Below are 17,676 nucleotides of genomic sequence, written 5' to 3'. Positions count from 1 at the left end.
GCCCAATCTTATTCATTCTATAAATCATATATTATTTTATATAAGGAAAGGAGTGTTAGTCATGCCAACTCATAAACGCTATGAGTCTCGTGAAGTAAAGAAAAGAAGTAAAAAGAAACATTCTAGCCATGATTACAAAAGTCGTTTCGAATTAGAAGAGGATGATCATTTTTCACATTTATTTGAAAGCGATAATCATTTTGAGGACGAGAGTAAAGAAGATGCAGTTATTGAGCAAGAAGCAGATGCATTTTCATTCGTAGATCAAGAATCTACTGAATTAATTTGGATTAAAGATTCATGCGACATTGAAGTTTCTACAACAGATACTCAGGTAGCTGTGCAGCTTCAAGTTGTTATCCAAGTAGCTCTTGGAGTAGTAATTTCTATTCTTTCCAGTAATGTTGCGAATTCTGAAGTTATAGCTCAAGACTTACTCGCGCACGCTAATCTTGAGCAAACTAACAAACAAAAAATTATCATTGTAAATTCAAAAGATGTCAAAATTACAACAACTGATGCAGATGTCGCTGTAAACATTCAAGCAGTAATTGAAGCACTAATTGCAGTATTTGTTTCTGTCCTTAGTTCTTAATTCTTATTTAATTAAAAATTTAAAGAGGTGAAATAGTATGGGTGAACAAAAATGGAGAGCACTGGACCATTGTAAAACTGGAACACATAATGGGGCAGTTATCGATCAAGAAGCAGATAAAGTAAGTTCAATTGAACAAGGATCCTTTGAGTGGATTATTGTTAAGGATTCTGAATGTGTTGAAGTAAACACAACAGATGCACAAGTAGCGGTGCAACTACAACTTGCTATTGAGGTAGCTATTGCAGCTGTTGTAGCCATTCTCACAAGTAATGTCAATCAGGGTGAAATTGTAGCTCAAGAAATGTCAGCACTATTGGGGACTAGACAACGAAATAATCAAAAAACAGTTATCGAAGGATCAATAAATGTAAAAGTCAAGACATTAGATGCAGATGCTGCTTTAAATATTCAAGTAGCAATTGAAGTGTTAATCGCAATATTTATTTCTCTACTTAGCTCATAATTATGAGTTATTTTTTTAACGTTATAAACTAAGACAAAAAGATAATCGTAATAATCTTGGATTTTTCCATCTAATAAGAGGTTACTAGCAGGAAAGGAGAGGGATAGTCTAAAAAACGGTTCTCTCAGTTAATAGTTTCAGTTAACACCTTGAGTAGTACGATAGAATTATATAGAGTTCCTAAGATTATTACGTGATATTTAAACTCATGGATATATTTAGCTAAATTTATTCGCTATCCTTTTATTAGAGAAGAAGGCAAAATATCTTCTCTAATAAAAGGATTAAACTCATAGAGTGAGATAAATCAAAAACATCTCTAAGTTAAAAAAAGGCGTTTGGATACCTAATGATAACTTGAAGGTGTTTTTGTATTAATATAAGAATACGTTATTTGTCAAACGCCAAGTTACAAGCTATATACAAATGTAAAATATTTCTGAGAGCGGAGTAATGACTATATTAAATATACAAAATCATACACCATTAAATACATAAATGAAGTGATGTTAGAATGTGGACACACCAACCCATGGATAAACAATAGCCTTTTTTATAAGCAGAAAATTGGCGTTTAAAACAACAGATTGAGGGGGCAATAAAAATGTAAAGAGAGTTGGAAGGTAAGTGCAACCGGAAATGAATCATATGGCAGTAAAATGTTTACTAAAGAAAGATAGATAGATAGCAATATGATGTCAAAGTAAAAAATGTAAACCAATAAGGTAGTCTTCTAAATTGCTAGTAATTTACTGAAATAGGGTTTTTAAGCTGATTATTATTTCAGGGAAGGGGTTAAAATTACCTAGTTGATTTTTATTTGTAAAATATCGAGCAATTGTAGCCTATTATATTGGAGTGCGCCAATCTCCAATAATGCTTGCATTGAATCATTTCATGCTTCAATAAAGTCTAAAATGTTCTACTTCGCCAAGTTAAATTTTAATACAATGCCCATAATGGAATAAAATGACAATACCTATATTTATAATAATAACATCTGTATTCAAACGAAACAAAACTAAGCAGCCAGTCCTCCGAATAATACCGCCAACTTTTCACTTAAAAGGTGTTTAACCTCTCTCTCAAAACATAGGTCAGCACCGTCCAAAAGAAAAAAATTTTTCATATAATTTCACAGTAAATCTAAAGAATTTTAATAAAGTGTTAATCTATCGGAGAAAGTTTGAAGTTAGTATATATACTGTGATTACTTAAGTTATTATTGTGTATGTTTAAAGGAGAAATTCACCTTATTAAAAATGAATGAAAGTGAGAAGTATAGAGAAAAAGGGAGTATATTGTACAAATTAAAAGCCCTAGAGAACTCTTGTTTGATTACTAATCTATAAAACGGTTCTGGATGGGATTAATAAAATTTTTAATTTCACCTTCTCTGACAAGATAATTTTATAATGAACAATCTGATAGGCAATTCATTTGAGCTATCCCTTTTAAGAAGGAATTCCCAAAATCAGTATAATGAATTTAAAATAAACCACGGGATATTCCACCATCAATAGGAATAAAGGTCCCTGTAATAGCACTGGCTGCGTCACTAGCTAAAAAAGCTACAACATTACCAAATTCTTTTGGTTCATTATATCTTTTCATTGGTAAACGTTGAGTTATCCCTAATTCAATATCTTTAACATTACGTTTTTGTTTTTTAGACATTTCATTTAATAGTTCTAATGCCCGAGCAGCTCTAAAAGAACCGGAACCAACGGTATTAACTGTAATTCCATGACTAACAAATTGCTGAGCGAGAGTTTTGGAATAAGAAGTTAAAGCAGCCCTGTATACATTTGTTAATACAAGTGTTTCCGAAGGATCTTTAGCAGTAATTAAAGCATTTATTATAATCCTTCCCCATTTCTGAGGTATCGTATTAGAAAGGAGTTGTTTGGTTAGATAAAGCGCAGACAATAAGAGATCGTTATGTGCTTAACAAAAACCTTTAAGATGTAAATTTGTTATATTTTTTGGTTTAGGTCCAAATTCATTAGTAAATAAACTATCAATATTATCAAATTGTTTTTTTCTTCTACTTCCAAATGAAAATTTACTAATTAATAATTGATATTATATTGATAATTAACTAGATATTTTGGATATATAAGGAGCCCTTTCCTAACAATGTTATTTATTATTTGTTTTATCAATACTATTAATGGATGAACTACTAAATGAATTCAGAATAAATATTTTTATTAAAATCCCCTTATTTTTATGTAATAAGTAGATAAAAGTTTCTACACTATCTCTTTCTAGTTTATGGGTTAAAGTGACTTCTCTAAATAAAGTATGAAAAATACTTCTTTTATTTATATGTTAAAGGAAATATTCTAATAAAATGAAACAAGAAAAAACCCCTCTTATATCTAATTAAAATTAAGATATAAGAGGGGTTTTTTCGTTTAAATATAAACGTTTAATCTAAATGATATTAAATGAGGTGTAAGAACTTAAAGGAATAATTGGATTACCTTTTTTATATTTTTGGAGAAATGCTGAAGAGATTGAAATTGAATCTTTTTCAAGATGAAATCTTTTAGCTACTCTAGGGTCGATTTCTGACATGATGCCATCGAAACAAATCCAAAGTTTTGAGGGGGTTCTAAAAAGCTTTCTCCCTGGTGGAATAAAGTTTTTTTTGTTCATAGTAGTAAGTAAAGGTCCATCATCAAGGGAGCTTAAGAGTTTCCCATCAAGTTTTACAACATTTTTAAAGTTAAACTTTAATTGCTTCATAGTCGACCAATCAACAATTAATCTCTTTTGACCACTCTCTAAGTAGAAATATGAATTCATATCGTGAGCGTATACCACTATAAAATTAGGTAAAATTTCTAATCCCAAAGGTTCGGATTCAGGAATTTTATACAATATCGGATCTGGAAGGTGAACTATATGGAAACGAGAAAACTTAAACAGAGCAAATATTTCTTCAGTTATCTTTTTTCTCGAATAGTTTTGAATATAATAAATATCTTCAGAGCTACCTTTAACAATTGTACCTTCTATAATATTGGAAGGTAGAGAATTAAATAATGTTTGAAAGGAGTCGGGTGTTTTATACGTAATATCTAAAATTTTATTTATAGGGAAAAAGATATTTTTTTCATTTAATCTTTTCCAAAAAGCTGCATCACCGTGATTCCAATGATCGGGATTATCATCCCAGTAATTTCCGTATTTAGAGTGTATTTCGTGTATAAGTTCGCTCCTATGCATAACTGAGCAGTGGTCTACAGTAAATGCTGCATGTTTTAATGGTTGTTTAGCTTGACGGATAAACCGACGAATTTCTCTAAACTCTATATTAACTTGCTTTACTAGTTGAGAAGAGTATAAAATATTGCACTCTGGATGTTGATAAAAATACTGACTCATTAATTCTAATCGTTCTGGTAAAAATGTTGTGTCATCTGTCAGATAAGATATGAACTTACCTTTTACCATTTTTAGGGCATCGTTGATTATAGTGGCGTATCTCGTGGTTTTATAACGCTCTTTGTGTTCAATATTACTATTAAAATAGTAAATACGAGGGTCTTCTATATATCTCTTAATTACCTTAACTGTTTCTGAATTCGAGTTATCATCCATAATAAATAATTCCCAGTTTGTTTCTGTTTGAGCTAACATACTCTCAATAGCTTTTCCAACAAATAATGGTTTGTTGTAGCTAGTCAAAATTACTGATATTAAAGGTTCCAACTTTATCACCAACTACTATCGATATTTTGTCTCCCAATCAAAATTAATTTCTTTATCGTTCCATGAAATTCTTTTCTCATCGGGTTGAATAGGATTATAAGATTTTGTTGTACAATAAATGATGGTAGCAGGTTTTTCCCCAAGAACGCGATAACCGTGGGCAACACCTTTAGGAATTAATAGTATGAGAGGATTATGTTCCCCCATATAGTAAACGTTTGTTCGCCCTTTTGTAGATGAGTTTTCTCGGAGATCATAAAGTACAACTTGAGCATTTCCTGATGGAAAGAACCATATATCATCTTGTTCCTCATGATAATGAAAAGCTTTAATTACACCGGGATAAGAAGTCGACCATGATATTTGTCCAAAATTGGATAGTAATCCATCATCATCTCTTAATACTTCGGCAAAAAATCCTCTATCATCAAAATGTTTAATCAGCTTCTTAGACTTGACTCCTTCAATCTTCATTCTTGTCTGCACACTCCTTTTTTAAATATTCTTGTAATCCTTCTTTCCAATTTCTTGTTTTAATATCAAAGCTATTTAATTTTTTATTACTTAGGACAGAATAGAGAGGCCTCCGAGTTTTTAGACCATACTCCTCTGTAGAAACAGGAATAATCTTTGTTTGCTTTTTCAATAATTTAATAATTTCTCTCGCGAATTCAAACCAACTACAACTTCCAGAATTCGTAACATGATAAATACCTGGTGGTCTTGTTATTAATTCCTTTATAACGATTCCTAAATCTTTCGTATAAGTCGGGCAACCATACTGATCATTTACAACTCGAATTTCGCCTAATTGATTACTTAATTTTTTAATAGTATTAACAAAATTTTGACCTCCATGTCCGTATAACCATGAAGTTCTAATAATTGTAATATTTTCACAAGCCATTAACGCTAATTCTTCCCCTAATCTCTTGCTTTTTCCATAAATGGTTTTAGGGTAAGGAGTGTCTTCCTCTTCATAAGGGGATAGTTTGTCACCGCTAAATACATAATCTGTACTAATATGAAAAAGTTTGATGTTCTTTTTTTTTGCTTCGACAGCTAAATAATAAGGACCTATTCCATTAATTAGGTAAGCTTTTTCTAGCTCAGTTTCACAGCAATCAACCTTTGTAAATGCTGCTGTATTAATAATGAGCTCAGGTTCTATTTTTTTTAGAATTTCTCTTATTTGAGTACGATCTGTGATATCTAATTGTTGTTTACTATATTGTAATACCGTATGTCCTTCCTCTTTAAATATTTGGCCTAGTTCCCTACCGAGCTGTCCTTCCCCTCCTGTTAGTATTATTTTCATAACGAATACTCCTTAAATTTCTTTATGTGCCAGGCTACTGTTTCTTCTAATGCTTGATCCCATGAAAAAGTTTGCACCCATCCTAATTCTCTTTGCAACTTAGTTGAATCAATTGCATATCTCCTGTCATGTCCTTTTCTATCTTCAACATGTTCTATAAGACTATCAGGTTTACCCAGCAGATTTAATATCTGTCTTACCGTACTTAAATTCGTTTTCTCATTTCCTCCTCCAATATTGTAAACTTCACCCAATGTTCCTTTTTCAAAAATTGAAAAGATTGCTCTACAATGATCTTCTACAAAAAGCCAATCTCTTATTTGCATTCCATCTCCATAAACAGGAACTTTTTTATTGTGAAGAGCACTGTTAATAATGGTTGGAATAAATTTTTCTTTATGCTGGAAAGGACCAAAGTTATTGCTACATCTTGTGATAATAAGGGGTAATTTATAAGTTTCATAATAAGAACGTACTAATAAATCAGAACTTGCTTTTGTAGCTGAATAAGGGTTGTTAGGTGAAATAGGCGTTTCCTCAGTAAATGGTGGTTGATTCGTTTTAAGGGTTCCATACACTTCATCTGTGGAAATATGAATCATTTTTTTTGCATATCCCTTTAATAAATGTTGTAATAAGTGATAAGTACCTACTATATTCGTTTGTATAAAATCATCCGCATTTTCAATACTTTTATCTACATGTGACTCAGCTGCAAAATGGATAATTCCTTCATATTTACGGTCCATTGCAATTTGCAAATCTTTATCATTTGTAATGTTTCCTTTAATAAAACGGATTCTAGAGTCTGATATTAGTTTGAAAATTTCCTTTGGATGACTTGCATAGGTAAGTGAATCTATAATGGTTATATTATATGAAGTATTCTTTAGCAAATAATAAATAAAATTTAAACCAATGAAACCTGCTCCACCGGTGACAAGAATGTCTTTACTCATTATCATCAGTCCTTAACTTATTGAGCTCTTTATACACTAATTGGTTTGCTATAAATAATGAATTATGGGTTCCTGCATCAATCCACCAACCTTGAAGAGCTTCATAGGACAGTTTTTCTTTAGAAATGTATATATTATTTATATCCGTAATTTCAAGTTCTCCCCGATCAGAAGTTTTTAAATAGTCTATATATTCAAAAACCCCATCATCGTACATATAAATGCCTGTTACACAAAGATTTGATGAAGAATTTTGAGGCTTTTCAACAATTGAAGTAATTTGATTAGTGATTTTATTGACAGTTGCTATACCATACCTTTCTGGATCCTCAACATTTTTAAGTAAAATTTTTGCTCCTTCATCTTGATTAATGAAATTTTTTACATATGGTAATAAGGAATCTTCAAAAATATTATCTCCAAGCATAAAAATAAACTTCTCTTTTTTTATAAATTCTTTGGCATAAAGTAAACCATGAGCAATACCTCCTGCATATGGCTGAATTTTATATGTTATATTAACACCTAAATCATTTCCATTTCCTAGGATTTTTTTGAAGTTATCCAAATGGTCCTCATGTGTAATAATAAGAATATCGCTGATTCCTGCATTTTCCAACTTCTTAACCGACCAATATATCATTGGATAAGGGCCTACTGGAAGTAAATGCTTATTGATAACTTTCGTAAAAGGGGCTAACCTCGTTCCTGTTCCTCCTGCCAAAATAACTCCTTTCATCGCCGTTTCTCCTCTCTTTAATTGTTTTCTTTGTTAAATTCAGATATTTTCAGAAATAAAGAGCTCCGTATTACGGAGCTCTTCATTTATCTTACGCAGGAGATAATGTACCAAAGCTAGAGATTGCTTCAATTCTTACAATAGCCGTATGCTCTGTTTCAGGATCAGTAAAAAGAACTGAATCTGAGCTAACCTCTGTTACAACTACATTAGTAAATTTCAATCCATTAGTTAGAGTTACATCAGGAATAGGTTGACCACTTTCCTGTGCATTAACTAATCGCTCCCTAAAGCTACTTCCTCGACTAGCACCAAAAGTACTGTTTTCGGTTGTTGTTACTAACTCTTCAGTTGGAATAGTTGTACTCAACAACCCACGTAATAGTTGAGCTCTTTTTGCGGGATCTAACATAAGACTCCCTCGCTTTCTTATAATAAGTCATTACTATATATTCATATTAAATACTTTTTATTTTTGATTGGACAATTGACCATATATTTCAATTTTATAATGAAAAAGAAGGAGGATATGCATTAGTGGATTTTTAAATTCGAATAAATTTTTTATTGCTTCTATAGCATTTGTCCATGCGAAGAGAGCCAAGTTTGCATACTCTATTATTAATCATAATAAAAAGGAGTGAAAACTATGGCTTTAGAATTACAAGCTAATGCAAATGCCTCATTAGATGCTTCATTAGGTGCTTCATTAGGTGCTTCATTTCCATTAACTCGATGTCAGGGAACTGCCTGTTTCACATTCGCTAGATTAATTCCAGGAACTACTGTAACAGTTGTAGGGGATTCTGGACATGTTTATGGTCCTGCTACATTTGTTGGCTTCAACAACGCAAGTTGTGCTGTAACTTTAAGAGAGACAGATCCTTTTACACCGGGTGCTACAACAACTACTGTTATTGATTGTACAAAAGTAGAGAGCATTTCATTTACTTCATAAATATGAAGGTTCTTTACATTTATTCGGGATATGGGGGAATCTATAGTTATCTAGAAGAGTGGATAATAGAGGCATTTAAAGAAAAAAAATTTGAAATAATAACCGTTTTTTCAAGTACTTCCGTTAAGGAAGTCATTGAGATTTCTAAAAATCATTCATTGAGCTTCGTATTTACTTTAATGGGAGCCAATATTAATAAGTTATTACTTGAATTTTTGGAGAAATGGAAAGTTCCCTTTTTTATTTGGTTAACTGAAGATCCATTTTATATAGATAAATCTTTAAGGGTTATAAATGATAAAAATGTAATTCTTACAATTGACTTTGGAGCTTATGAATTTTATAACAGTAGGGGCTACAAGAATATATTTTATTTACCTCTAGGAACTAACCCAAGTGTTTTTAAAAAAAAAGAACCAGATGAATACTATAAGAGTGATATTCTTATTTTAGGTTATCCCTATCCTTCAAGAGTAAATCTTGCTAAGCTAATCTTGGAAAATACAAATTATAAGCTTACATTAGTTGGCAAAGGATGGCGAAATCAAATACCTAAAAATCTTCAAAGGTTGAAACACCTTTGTATAATAGATAAATGGGTTCCTCCTTTGCTAGCAACTTCCTTTTATAATGGAGCAAAAATTGTGATTAACCATCATAGAGAAACCAATTTTATTCATAATCAAAACTCTTTACATGTTCAAAGTAAAAGTATTAATAACAGGACTTTTGATATATCATCTTGTGGTGCATTTCAGCTTATTGATTATAAAGAGGATCTATATAATCAGTATCAACAGGACGAAATTATCTGCTACAACGATTTATCTGAATGTATTGAGAAAATCAATCGTTTTATGCGAGAAGATGATTTACGAAGGCTTATTGCTGATAAGGCTAAAAACAGAGTATTATTTAATCACACTTGGGATTCAAGATTCTCTACTATCGTAGATATTGTTAAAAAATATACTCCTTTATAAAATTCTAATGAGAAAATTGTATTGATTTGAAATGGATATATAAACTCTTTATGGAATCCGATTTTACGTACTTATTTCAAATGGTAAATGAAATTCACTGGGTATAGAACAGACTTTTTCCGTTAGTTATTATTATCCCTCTTAAGTAGACAGTTTTTTAGAAAAGCAGAACTGTTTATTTAGGGGGATTTTCTTATGTCTAAAAAAGGACTGTAGTAAAAAATACTTGTTGGGGTTCAAGGTAAAATTAGTAATAGTGAATTTAGAAAATGGAGATTAAGTGGTGTAGTAACAACAAAATTAAAATCTCCTACTATTTGTCATATAAAAAGATGGATAAAAACTGATGTTAGTCTTATAATAGGACACTTTGAACAGGGCGACTGAGATAAGTTTAACAATTAACTACAGTTGAAATGTCAGATTAAGAAGGCTGTATATAATTAAGAGTACAAAATCCCCGTAGCTAAATTATATTTACAAGTGGGGAAGTTGATTTTGCAGGTAATAAGGAACCTTGAGACTATTTACAAACCTTTACATTGCTAAGAAAACAGAAACAGGGACTAGAGGAAACGTATTTTATGTTGCAATCCCAAACAATTGATGGATGAATTCTTTCTGATTTTGGACGGACTGATCAGGTAAATCAATCTGTTATTTTTTGATCATATGCATGGATGGATTCTACTCCCGAAAGAATGGATATAGCTGTGGGAAAAGACTTGAATCCAATTTAGAACACACACGTTTCTTAATAATACGGTCATCTTGTTCTACTATTTTATTGAGATATCTAACTTGCCTTATTTGTATGCTTTCAGGCATCGTTTTTCTTATTTTAACTTTTCAATCGCTATTGGATAAGTTGGATTCTTATCTACAGTAATGAAACGAGGAGTGCTTCTTGAAAAAAGCCAATGATATTCCCATCCAAATCGGCGGCACGATACAAGTACATCCATTGTCCTTTTACTTTTATATACATTTCATCCACTCTCCACGAAGCATTGTTTTTTAGATGACGCCGTACTCTCTTATCCAACTCGGGATCATATTGATGGACCCAACACATAATGGTTGTGTGAGCTATAGATAAGTCCCGTTTCTCCATTATTTCTACTATATGACGAAAACTCAAGTTGTACCGGAGGTATCATCTTACTGTGAGAAGAATAATTTCTGGTTTATAATGCTTTCACTTAAATTCTGCAGTTTTTTTCATGCCGATACACATTCTTTTTTAGATTGATAGTATCAGCGTATTCAAGATTTGGGTATTCATTGCAATTGCCTCGGAATTTTTGCATCAGAACCGGAGTTAGCAATCTAAAAAAGGTGCTGGTCATCTTCTAAAGGGATCAAAAATAATAACATACAAATTCATTTTCCAATTTGTAAATGAGTTTCACATAATGGTGGTGTAACAGGTGCTAGGCATTTTTGGATTTAAGTATTTTTGTATAATGTCAAATATTATACAGTAGATATTGTAGAAGATGATCTTTTGTTCAATCCAAAAGTTATTTATTGTATTATAAACAAACACTAATTACAGAAAACTCAGCTGCATTCTTGTGAAGAAATAGTTTTTTAACCATTCCACTTTAACCACTTTACTCATAGGATAATAACGAACGTAAATTAGGAGGGAGGAAAAGCCTTTGCCCAAGGTATCTATTATTATGACAAGTTATAATAAGCCTGATTTTGTATCTAATGCAATTCGTTCTGTTCTATCCCAAACGTATGGAGATTTTGAGCTGTTTATTATGGATGATAACTCAGACGTAGAAACTTTAGAGAAAATCAAGCCGTTTCTAGAAGATCAAAGGATTAAGTTTTTTAAGAGTGACATTGAATCGATAGCAGAGCGGGTAGAAAAAACGAGATATGCAGCTTTGATTAATCTTGCATTAGAGAAAGCAAATGGAGAATATATCACTTATTTAACAGATGATAATTTATATAAACCTGTACGTTTGGAAAAAATGGTTAAGTTTCTAGATGAACATCTAGAAACTATGATTGTCTATTCAGCTTCAACAACTAGTTACTTAAATGAAAATAAAGTATCTACCAAAAAAATTACGAGGCCGGCAAAAGGAGTAACATGGATAGCTCCGTGTACAATTGACCATTGTTCGATCATGCATAGGGCAGAAATCCTCCAAACTGTCAAGGAGGAATTTGGATCATATTGGGATGAAGATCCTCAATTTTACAGGATTGGTGATGCTAGATTTTTTTGGAGACTCAATCATTATTGGCCGTTTTATCCAATTAATGAGGTGTTAGACAATAATTTTATAACTCAATATTCCATCCACCATCAAATATTTGCAAAGAAAAAAAATGATTTTGTTAAAATGCTTCCAGAGCAAAGGAATTGTAAGGAATTGAGAGACGAATTAAGAGCTCTTAGAAAGAAGTGAATGTATGAACAGGACATATTTACTAAACTATTGGACACTATATACAGAATTTATTGATAAGTTCAAAAACTTAAAATTTAAAGGTGTTCCTCTTGCTTTGATGACAAATTTCTATCAGCAAATTGATGAGGAATTAAAAAGAAAAATGGAACACGAAGATTTTAAGAAATTATTCTTGCATCAAATTACTAGTCCAGAACAAATTCAACCTTTTTTCGAACACTGGTTAAATCCTCTAAGGAAGCCCCTTATATCAAATCCCACAGGTAAAATATTAATAAATTCTGCTTTTATTAAAATACCAGAAAAAACTATGACAAGAATCTTCCATAAAGATAATGCAATTATCCTTTCCAACGCAAGGGTTTTAAATCAACTAGGATTACCCAATGAATATATTGGAAAATACAAAGAGAATACTAAAAAAGATTCTGATAGTCTGATTACTGAAGCAACTAATATTTTTTCGGATTACGAAGACCATCCTGCATTTGGGAACGATTTTTTCAGGAAAGTTTTTATCGAACGGATACCTATGATAGTTGAAACCATAGCTACAGTTTTTAACATTTATAAGAAGCATCAAACCCTAAGTGTTGTTGTAGGAACAACTGAAGATATTGTAAGTAGGACTCTTGTAATAGTTGCATCTATGTTGGGCATACCAAGTATTTGTTTACAACATGGTATCTTAATGGGAGAGGAAGCTTATCTTCCAGCCTTCGCATCATATATGGCTGTATATGGTGAGTATGAGAAAAAATGGTATGAGGAGCGAGGGTTATCCAATAATCGAATTTCTGTAATTGGTCATCCTCGATACGATCTAATCTTTACAGAAAAACATCTTTCTAAACAATTTTTTGTGAAACAATTTAAAATCGACCCTCATAAATTGACCTTATTAATTGCAACAGGTCCGCATCTAGACCTGAGGAAGTTCGGTAGGCTCATAGACCTGATTGCTACTAATTCAAAATATCAGATTATAATTAAGCCCCATCCATGGGAAATTGGAAAAGGGAAGTATAATTTTTATTTAAAACTTAAATCCAGGTATAAATCGATTGAAGTTATAACGAATAGAAGTGTAAATACCTATGATCTTCTTTCTAATGTTGATGGTGTGTTGACTTCACTTTCTACTATGGCATTAGAGGGCTTGCTGTTTAATAAGCCAGTTTTTATTTATGATTTTATCAATAATAATCGTAATCGTTCGTATGACTATTATGAAAGTTTTGATCGTTTTATTCAATCAGATCCTGATATTCTAGTTAATGTATTAAATAATTATTATTCTGACCCTAATGAAAATGAGTCGTTTAATAATATGAAAAATCAGTTCTTGGCAACGAAATATAAAGTGAAAAACGCTGGAAAAAGTTTATCAAATCTAATTTACGAATTAGCGAATATAAGAAGTGATGAGTAAGACTAATTATTCTAAAAAAGATACTGGCCAAGGGCACAGTAGATAGGATTTATGTTACTTAAAATAAAATGAAGAGATATATTAGTTCTCTAAATTTATTTCCTTCACTTAGCTTTATTTTATCAAGGATAAAATGATTAATAATTATATATAATTCCAAAGATTTTTCTTTTTATATTTGTTTTAGATTATTAGAAATCAAGATAAGGAAGGAGGGAGAAATTTGTTTTTTAAGGATAAGAAAGTTTTAGTAATCGGTGGAACAGGCACAATCGGAACAAGTCTTGTGAAACAAATTCTTAAAGAAGAACCTAGTGTCATACGAATTTTCAGCAGGGATGAATACAAACAATTTAATTTACAGAATGAAATTGGGCAAAAAAATAATTTGAGATTTTTAATTGGAGATGTACGTAATTATGAGCGGGTTTTAAGCGCGATGTCAGATATCGATTATGTATTCCATACTGCTGCAATGAAACATGTCCCCTCATGTGAGTATAATCCTTACGAAGCAGTTTTAACAAATATAATAGGAACGAATAATGTAATTAAAGCAGCGATTGCTCAAAATGTAAAAAAAGTCGTGTTTACAAGTTCAGATAAAGCTATATCTCCGACAAATAATTATGGTGCTACAAAGCTTACTGCTGAAAGGTTGATGATATCGGCAGAGTACAGCAAAGGAAAAGCAAAAACTGTTTTTTCTAGTGTCCGATTTGGAAATGTTATGGGGTCAAGAGGTTCAGTTATTCCATTATTTAAAAAACAAATTTTAAATAAAAAGAAAGTAACAGTAACAAATTTAAGTATGAGTCGTTTTATGATGACATTAACCCAGGCTACAGAATTAACGATAAAAGCTCTTAAAGAATCTAAAGGTGGTGAAACATTCGTTTTAAAAATGCCGGTTATTTTATTAAAGGATTTACTATCTGTAATCATAGAAGAAACATGTAAAGAATATCAATTAAATTGTGAAGAAATCGAAGTTCAAGAAATTGGTTTACGTCCTGGGGAAAAAATGTATGAGGAACTCATGACTCTTGATGAATCCACATTTGCTTTAGAATTACCGGGTATGTTTTTAATTCCATCAAATTTTGGGAAAGCAAACTCATATCAGAATGCATCCAAAGCACCTCAAGGAACATATAGTTCGGAAAGTCAAGAATCAATTTCAAAAGAAGAAGTCCGCCAGTTGTTAAAATCTGAGGGACTAATATAAAAGAAGGGTTGATAATAGTATGAACGTTCTGGTCACTGGAGGTACAGGTTTTATCGGAAGATGGGTAGTTAAAAGGTTATTAAAAGACAAAAATCAAGTATGGGTATTAGATAATTTAGCAAACTCAAGTATAAAAAACATTAATGAATTTTGTGAAAATCCTAATTTTATAAAATTTGTGCAAGGTGATATAAAAGACGAAGAACTTTTAAGCAATATTTTCACATTAAATAAATTTGATGTTTGTTACCATCTTGCAGCAAGTATTAATGTTCAGGATAGTATCGACGACCCAAAAACAACCTTTGAAAATGATACAATTGGTTCTTTTAATATTCTTGAACAATGTCGTAAACACCATGTAAAGGTGGTTTTTATGAGTACGTGTATGGTTTATGATCGCGCTTGTAATCAAGGTGGTATATCAGAAATAGATCCGATAAAACCCGCTTCTCCATATGCGGGGGCAAAAATTGCCGCTGAAAATATGGCTCTTTCTTATTACCATGCCTATGGGTTACCAGTTGTGGTTATTCGCCCATTTAATACGTATGGGCCTTTTCAAAAAACAGGAGGTGAAGGCGGAGTTGTAGCTATTTTCATCAAGAATAAATTAGATGGAAAACCACAAAGTATATATGGGGATGGAACACAAACAAGAGATTTACTTTACGTAGAAGATTGTGCAGATTTTGTTGTTAGTGCTGGATATTCAGATGAAGCAAATGGCCACATTATAAATGCAGGAACCGGAATAGATATCTCAATTAATGAGTTAGCGTTGCTAATATCAAATGATTCTTCAGCTATTCAACACGTTCAACACATTCATCCTCAAAGTGAAATTCAAAAGCTACTATGTAACTATTCTAAAGCTCAAAACCTATTAAAATGGGAGCCTAAAGTTAGCCTTAAAGAAGGTGTCAAGAGAACAAAAGAATGGATTAAATCAATTAAGGAAACACATAAGGAGCATGAAGAATAATGAAGCATTGCTTAGCGATTCATGGAGGAAGGCCTGTAAGAGAGCGTTATTTGCCATATGGGAAGCAATCTATCGATGAGAAAGATATTCAGGCAGTAATAAATGTTTTGAAAAGTGACTTTATTACAACAGGCCCAATAATAAGCCAATTCGAAGAACAAGTAGCAGCATATGTAGGAACGAAGTATGCTGTTGCATTTTCAAGTGGAACAGCAGCCTTGCATGGAGCCTGTTTCGCTGCAGAAATATCAGATGGTGATGAAGTTATTACGACACCGATGACCTTCGTTGCCAGTGCTAACTCGGTTCTTTATCAGGGAGGATTACCGGTATTTGCGGATATTAAATCGGATACTTACAATATTGACCCTAGATCGGTAAGAGACAAGATTACAAGTAAAACTAAGGCAATTATACCTGTTCATTTTACAGGACAGCCTGTTGAACTGGATGAGATTGTGAAAATTGCTCAAGAATTCAATTTAATAATAATAGAAGATGCAGCTCATGCATTAGGAGCTATGTATAAAAATGAAAAAATTGGTTCAATTAGTGATATGACTATGTTTAGTTTTCATCCCGTCAAACATATTACAACAGGAGAAGGTGGAATAATTACAACGAATGATGAAGAATATTATCAAAAACTTCTCCAGTTTCGTACACATGGGATCACCCGTGATCCTAACAAATTGGTTGAAAATCAGGGTCCCTGGTATTATGAAATGCAATTCCTTGGATTTAATTACCGAATGACAGATATTCAAGCAGCTCTTGGATTATCACAGCTAAAGAAGTTGGATTCCTTTATTTCTAAAAGGAAGCAGTATGCATCAATTTACCAAGAAGAACTAAAAGGGTTACCTGAAATTATTCTTCCAAAACAATTGAATGATGTCGATTCGAGCTGGCATTTATATATCATTCGATTGAATTTAATGCTACTGAAAGCTGACAGAAAAGAAATTTTTCAAGCATTACAAAAGGAAAATATCGGGGTTAATGTTCATTATATTCCAGTGCACACTCAGCCATTTTATAAACAATTGGGATACAAGTCAGGTATCTGTCCAGAATCTGAAAGGCTATATGAAGAAATCATCACTTTGCCATTATTCTCTGGAATGACAGAGGAAGATGCTTTGGACGTAATACAGGCTGTAAAAAAAGTAATTAAATTTTATTCTGTTATAAAATAAAGAAGAGAGTTAGTAATGAAATATTATGGAGTTTGTGAAAAGGATAGTAAAGGTTCCTAGATGAAATGAATAAGGGAACTTGAGACAAATAATAAATTTAGTATCAATTATAGGAGTGTTAAGTATGACTACCTTCAAAAAAAAAATTTTGTATCTAAGCTAACATTAGGAACTGCTCAATTAGGAATTCATTATGGAATCTCAAATAAAATAGGAATGCCACCAAGAGAAGAAAGTTTAAAAATAATTGATTATGCCATTTGCAATGGCATTGATTCATTAGATACTGCATCAAAGTATGGTAATTCTGAGGCGTTAATTGGTGAATATATAGAGTGTCAGTGTGTTGAAAAGAATAGAACTCCCCCCTCTGTCATTACTAAAATCCCCTCTGTTCACTCGAATAACCTTCTAACTTTTAATGAACGTTATCAATTTATAGAGAAAACTATTTTAGATTCACTAAGTAGACTTAAACTCTCTCAGCTTGATTGTTGTTTACTTCATGATCCGATAGATATGATTGCTCACCATGGAGAAGTCGTTCAACACCTTCTTGAATTAAAGAAAAAACACCTTGTTAAGAAAATAGGAGTATCCATTTATGAACCCAAAGAAGTCGAGAAAGTAATTGAATTGGAATGCTTTGATGT

The 17,676-nt window shown here is 31.9% G+C and carries 17 protein-coding genes and 1 pseudogene; 10 read left to right on the top strand and 8 right to left on the bottom strand.

Features of this window, described 5'->3' with window-relative positions; all coding sequences use genetic code 11:
* Nucleotides 1-61 precede the first annotated feature (61 nt).
* Together ACLHDF_RS23495 and ACLHDF_RS23490 are read left to right on the top strand one after the other, a co-directional pair.
* Complete coding sequence (locus ACLHDF_RS23495; protein ID WP_413921007.1) at nucleotides 62-595, top strand: spore coat protein; 534 nt, start codon at nucleotides 62-64, stop codon at nucleotides 593-595.
* 37 nt (nucleotides 596-632) lie between these two features.
* Nucleotides 633-1,061, top strand: coding sequence for a spore coat protein (locus ACLHDF_RS23490; protein WP_413921006.1), 429 nt, complete (start codon nucleotides 633-635; stop codon nucleotides 1,059-1,061).
* A gap of 1,488 nt (nucleotides 1,062-2,549) precedes the next feature.
* Here the strand turns inward: ACLHDF_RS23490 and ACLHDF_RS23485 are convergent.
* The 7 genes from ACLHDF_RS23485 to ACLHDF_RS23455 all read right to left on the bottom strand — a co-directional run bounded on the left by ACLHDF_RS23485 (nucleotide 2,550) and on the right by ACLHDF_RS23455 (nucleotide 8,212).
* On the bottom strand, nucleotides 2,550-2,990 hold the full coding sequence (locus ACLHDF_RS23485; protein ID WP_413921005.1) for an SDR family oxidoreductase: 441 nt from the start codon (nucleotides 2,988-2,990) through the stop codon (nucleotides 2,550-2,552).
* A gap of 510 nt (nucleotides 2,991-3,500) precedes the next feature.
* Nucleotides 3,501-4,784, bottom strand: coding sequence for a glycosyltransferase family 2 protein (locus tag ACLHDF_RS23480; protein ID WP_413921004.1), 1,284 nt, complete (start codon nucleotides 4,782-4,784; stop codon nucleotides 3,501-3,503).
* 15 nt (nucleotides 4,785-4,799) lie between these two features.
* Complete coding sequence (locus ACLHDF_RS23475; RefSeq protein ID WP_310331411.1) at nucleotides 4,800-5,258, bottom strand: dTDP-4-dehydrorhamnose 3,5-epimerase family protein; 459 nt, start codon at nucleotides 5,256-5,258, stop codon at nucleotides 4,800-4,802.
* A complete protein-coding gene (gene rfbD / locus ACLHDF_RS23470; RefSeq protein WP_413921003.1) occupies nucleotides 5,248-6,102 on the bottom strand; it encodes a dTDP-4-dehydrorhamnose reductase in 855 nt (284 codons plus the stop codon). Before rfbD ends, ACLHDF_RS23475 begins: the two co-directional genes overlap by 11 nt.
* On the bottom strand, nucleotides 6,099-7,061 hold the full coding sequence (gene rfbB / locus ACLHDF_RS23465; RefSeq protein ID WP_413921002.1) for a dTDP-glucose 4,6-dehydratase: 963 nt from the start codon (nucleotides 7,059-7,061) through the stop codon (nucleotides 6,099-6,101). Before rfbB ends, rfbD begins: the two co-directional genes overlap by 4 nt.
* Nucleotides 7,054-7,800 carry a sugar phosphate nucleotidyltransferase gene (locus ACLHDF_RS23460; RefSeq protein ID WP_413921001.1) on the bottom strand — a complete coding sequence of 249 codons (747 nt, stop codon included), beginning with the start codon at nucleotides 7,798-7,800 and terminating at the stop codon, nucleotides 7,054-7,056. Before ACLHDF_RS23460 ends, rfbB begins: the two co-directional genes overlap by 8 nt.
* Nucleotides 7,801-7,891: 91 nt before the next feature.
* On the bottom strand, nucleotides 7,892-8,212 hold the full coding sequence (locus tag ACLHDF_RS23455) for a hypothetical protein (RefSeq protein ID WP_413921000.1): 321 nt from the start codon (nucleotides 8,210-8,212) through the stop codon (nucleotides 7,892-7,894).
* A gap of 237 nt (nucleotides 8,213-8,449) precedes the next feature.
* On the opposite strand from ACLHDF_RS23455, the gene ACLHDF_RS23450 reads away from it, so the two are divergent.
* Nucleotides 8,450-8,758 carry a CGEA protein gene (locus ACLHDF_RS23450; RefSeq protein WP_413920999.1) on the top strand — a complete coding sequence of 103 codons (309 nt, stop codon included), beginning with the start codon at nucleotides 8,450-8,452 and terminating at the stop codon, nucleotides 8,756-8,758.
* Nucleotides 8,759-8,760: 2 nt separating this feature from the next.
* Entirely contained in the window at nucleotides 8,761-9,741 is a 981-nt protein-coding gene (locus ACLHDF_RS23445; RefSeq protein WP_413920998.1) for a glycosyltransferase family protein, read from the top strand.
* A gap of 582 nt (nucleotides 9,742-10,323) precedes the next feature.
* On the opposite strand, the pseudogene ACLHDF_RS23440 reads toward ACLHDF_RS23445, so the two are convergent.
* Nucleotides 10,324-10,921: pseudogene (locus ACLHDF_RS23440) on the bottom strand (IS6 family transposase).
* Nucleotides 10,922-11,405: 484 nt separating this feature from the next.
* Here ACLHDF_RS23440 and ACLHDF_RS23435 point away from each other — a divergent pair.
* The 6 genes from ACLHDF_RS23435 to ACLHDF_RS23410 form a co-directional block, all read left to right on the top strand.
* Nucleotides 11,406-12,176 carry a glycosyltransferase family 2 protein gene (locus ACLHDF_RS23435; protein WP_413920997.1) on the top strand — a complete coding sequence of 257 codons (771 nt, stop codon included), beginning with the start codon at nucleotides 11,406-11,408 and terminating at the stop codon, nucleotides 12,174-12,176.
* Between the two features lie 4 nt (nucleotides 12,177-12,180).
* Complete coding sequence (locus tag ACLHDF_RS23430) at nucleotides 12,181-13,611, top strand: hypothetical protein (protein ID WP_413920996.1); 1,431 nt, start codon at nucleotides 12,181-12,183, stop codon at nucleotides 13,609-13,611.
* A 223-nt stretch (nucleotides 13,612-13,834) separates the two neighbouring features.
* Nucleotides 13,835-14,839: an SDR family NAD(P)-dependent oxidoreductase gene (locus tag ACLHDF_RS23425; protein ID WP_413920995.1), complete on the top strand. Its 1,005-nt coding sequence runs from the start codon at nucleotides 13,835-13,837 to the stop codon at nucleotides 14,837-14,839.
* Nucleotides 14,840-14,858: 19 nt separating this feature from the next.
* On the top strand, nucleotides 14,859-15,824 hold the full coding sequence (locus tag ACLHDF_RS23420) for a dTDP-glucose 4,6-dehydratase (protein ID WP_413920994.1): 966 nt from the start codon (nucleotides 14,859-14,861) through the stop codon (nucleotides 15,822-15,824).
* Nucleotides 15,824-17,023: a UDP-4-amino-4,6-dideoxy-N-acetyl-beta-L-altrosamine transaminase gene (gene pseC, locus ACLHDF_RS23415; RefSeq protein WP_413920993.1), complete on the top strand. Its 1,200-nt coding sequence runs from the start codon at nucleotides 15,824-15,826 to the stop codon at nucleotides 17,021-17,023. The genes ACLHDF_RS23420 and pseC overlap by 1 nt, the downstream gene beginning before the upstream one ends.
* 216 nt (nucleotides 17,024-17,239) lie before the next feature.
* Nucleotides 17,240-17,676: aldo/keto reductase (locus tag ACLHDF_RS23410; protein WP_413920992.1), on the top strand; the 437-nt coding region annotated here is incomplete at its 3' end.

Source organism: Priestia megaterium, from assembly GCF_046599315.1.
GTDB lineage: Bacteria > Bacillota > Bacilli > Bacillales > Bacillaceae_H > Priestia > Priestia megaterium_F.
Note: the sequence above shows the minus strand (reverse complement) of the source record. Positions and strands in the feature narration are given on the sequence as shown.

Excerpts from the sequence above, each read along its gene's own strand:
- ACLHDF_RS23495 (WP_413921007.1), top strand. The coding sequence starts at position 62 with ATGCCAACTCATAAACGCTATGAGTCTCGTGAAGTAAAGAAAAGAAGT.
- ACLHDF_RS23490 (WP_413921006.1), top strand. The coding sequence starts at position 633 with ATGGGTGAACAAAAATGGAGAGCACTGGACCATTGTAAAACTGGAACA.
- ACLHDF_RS23475 (WP_310331411.1), bottom strand. The coding sequence starts at position 5,258 with ATGAAGATTGAAGGAGTCAAGTCTAAGAAGCTGATTAAACATTTTGAT.
- rfbD (WP_413921003.1), bottom strand. The coding sequence starts at position 6,102 with ATGAAAATAATACTAACAGGAGGGGAAGGACAGCTCGGTAGGGAACTA.
- rfbB (WP_413921002.1), bottom strand. The coding sequence starts at position 7,061 with ATGAGTAAAGACATTCTTGTCACCGGTGGAGCAGGTTTCATTGGTTTA.
- ACLHDF_RS23460 (WP_413921001.1), bottom strand. The coding sequence starts at position 7,800 with ATGAAAGGAGTTATTTTGGCAGGAGGAACAGGAACGAGGTTAGCCCCT.
- ACLHDF_RS23455 (WP_413921000.1), bottom strand. The coding sequence starts at position 8,212 with ATGTTAGATCCCGCAAAAAGAGCTCAACTATTACGTGGGTTGTTGAGT.
- ACLHDF_RS23450 (WP_413920999.1), top strand. The coding sequence starts at position 8,450 with ATGGCTTTAGAATTACAAGCTAATGCAAATGCCTCATTAGATGCTTCA.
- ACLHDF_RS23445 (WP_413920998.1), top strand. The coding sequence starts at position 8,761 with ATGAAGGTTCTTTACATTTATTCGGGATATGGGGGAATCTATAGTTAT.
- ACLHDF_RS23430 (WP_413920996.1), top strand. The coding sequence starts at position 12,181 with ATGAACAGGACATATTTACTAAACTATTGGACACTATATACAGAATTT.
- ACLHDF_RS23420 (WP_413920994.1), top strand. The coding sequence starts at position 14,859 with ATGAACGTTCTGGTCACTGGAGGTACAGGTTTTATCGGAAGATGGGTA.
- pseC (WP_413920993.1), top strand. The coding sequence starts at position 15,824 with ATGAAGCATTGCTTAGCGATTCATGGAGGAAGGCCTGTAAGAGAGCGT.